We start from the raw sequence: 2,204 nt of genomic DNA on the forward strand, positions 1-2,204 counted from the left end.
ACCACCCCCTTGAATGGCGTGTGCMGCCCGTGACGAAGGCTTCGTTTTTTGGCAACTGGTATCATCAATCGAAACAAAAAGGGGTTGATTCTCCCGTTTGGCGATTCGCTTGATGCGATGAAGGATCCATTGCTGGAGTTTGCGAAGCAACGTCTCTTCATCCCAAGGGCTTTTCGTGAAAAAATGGCTGAGCGTTGTTCGATGATTGGGATGAAAACTCCAGTGATGGAGATCCGTCAGCGTTCCCGAGAATCCCTTGGTGGTCAAGGCATCGACGATATGAACGAGATGCTTCAGAACCGGCTTCGAGAAATGCAATGCCAACCCCAATGCGAAGAAAAACTTGTGGATTCCTTGATGATGTGCTAATCTATTCATGAGACATGAACCTCCTTGTGAATGGTTGGTTAGCACATCTATTTTAACCAAGGAGTCGGGTTCATGTCTCCTTTTTTGTTTGGTTGTCAATTTATGTTAGTGAATTTGCTCATCTACAGTTTATATTAAAATGTCCCTTATACTAATGTTTTCATTTTGTTTCACAAGTGCATTACATGCCTAGTCTCAATCTTTCTAAGGGTGATCATTTTGAACGCTACAAAATTTTGTATAGCAACGTTTCTTTCAAACTTGGGAGATGTCATATACAGTGTTGTTATAGCTTGGTATATTGCTGATGTTTTACAATCAGGTTTTTTGATGGGAGCAGTTTTATTTTCCCTCGGTTTGTCGAGATTTATTGCCGGACTTCTTTGCGGACCAGTTATTGATCGAATAGGGGCAAAGTTGTTTCTGTGGTTGTCAGACATGATAAGGGCTATCATTGTGTTAGTTTTGGCTATTCTGTTATGGGATCATACTATCTCTTTTGTAATTCTCATAATGGCCTCCACGTTGTTTGGAGCGATTGATGCTTTTTATTGGTCAGCCTCAGAATCAATCAAGCCAAGATTAGTCGCTACTGAATATTTGAGTCGTCTCAATAGTCAATACTTCACTGTTGTAAGAACAACGATCATTTTGGGCCCTTTAATCGCTGCCTGGATGATTGACTCAATCTCAATAGCACATTCCTTGATAGCCATTTCTATCTCGTATGTATTTTCAACTTTTTCAATTTTGCTTATTAACTCTAAAAATAGTCATCTTGAAAATATGAACGATAATAATGATCAAACTTCTTACTTTTCAGATTTAAGATTTGGTTTTGGTTTTTTGAATAGACAAAAAATGATTCTTTATTTGGTTGTAACTATGTTTTTTGTAAATATTGGAGCGAACGGGGTTAATGTATTGTTCCCTTTTTTAGCTAAAAATGTTAGTGATGATGCTAAGTATTTAGGATATATCTATTCATCGATGTCAATGGGAAGTTTGTTAACCGGTTTAATCTTTTCAGTCAAAAGTATTCATAAGGTTGAATTGAAGATGATTTACATATCTTTTCTCTTACAAGCTACTGGTATTGCAACACTATGTTTCACCCAAAATATTTTGATTATTCTGATCTTTGTTTTTGTAATTGGCTTAATTACTGGTTTTATAGGAGTCCTTATACCTACTTTTGTTCAACGTTCTGTACCTATTCATTTATTAGGAAGAGTTAATAGTATTATGATGGCGATTTCCATGCTTTCAACGCCAGTAGCCCAGTTTATTTTTGGGATCAGTGTCGATTATTTCAATATAAAATATCTTTTCTTCATTGCAGGTGCTTTGGGTATAGTTACTAGCTTATCTTCGCTATTAATTAATGAAAGAAAAGGTACGCCAAGAGAAACTGTAATGTAAAGGGTATCTATTCAGCCCAGTACTAGCGAGATTTTCAGAATCCAGCACCAATAGGGCATTCCCAGTATCGAAAATGCCCTAGGAGGAATGGAGAATCGTTTGAAGAGGCTCTCCGCTTAGAAGTCTTTGCAACGATTCCCACACCGGCTTTCCGTGTTTTTGCAGGGTGGAAACGACGCTGCGGATGACACAGAAAGCCTCGGCATCGTCTTCCTGACGAAACGTTCCAGAGATTTTTTGTTTGACTTTCACCATCCGTAAATCGCGTTCGGCTTGGTTATTGTCAAACGGCACTTCTTTCTTTCGCAGGAAGAGAAGCGCTTCTTGCTTGCGCTTTTCTAGGCGCCGGATGAAATTTTCCGCTTTGCGGACACCTAGATGGCTGCCTTGTCGGCAACGTTCATCGAGTTCCC

3 protein-coding genes are annotated in these 2,204 nt (G+C 39.1%); 1 reads left to right on the forward strand and 2 read right to left on the reverse strand.

Annotation, left to right across the window (positions count from 1 at the left end; genetic code table 11):
• On the reverse strand, positions 1-378 hold a 378-nt coding region (locus tag B1A75_RS19065; RefSeq protein ID WP_139761779.1), incomplete at its 3' end, for a transposase.
• A gap of 201 nt (positions 379-579) precedes the next feature.
• Here B1A75_RS19065 and B1A75_RS19070 point away from each other — a divergent pair.
• Complete coding sequence (locus tag B1A75_RS19070) at positions 580-1,791, forward strand: MFS transporter (RefSeq protein WP_079936717.1); 1,212 nt, start codon at positions 580-582, stop codon at positions 1,789-1,791.
• A 78-nt stretch (positions 1,792-1,869) separates the two neighbouring features.
• On the opposite strand, the gene B1A75_RS19075 is transcribed toward B1A75_RS19070, so the two are convergent.
• On the reverse strand, positions 1,870-2,204 hold a 335-nt coding region (locus tag B1A75_RS19075), incomplete at its 5' end, for an IS66 family transposase (protein ID WP_139761780.1).

It is taken from the genome of Geobacillus sp. LEMMY01, assembly GCF_002042905.1.
Lineage (GTDB): Bacteria > Bacillota > Bacilli > Bacillales > Anoxybacillaceae > Geobacillus > Geobacillus proteiniphilus.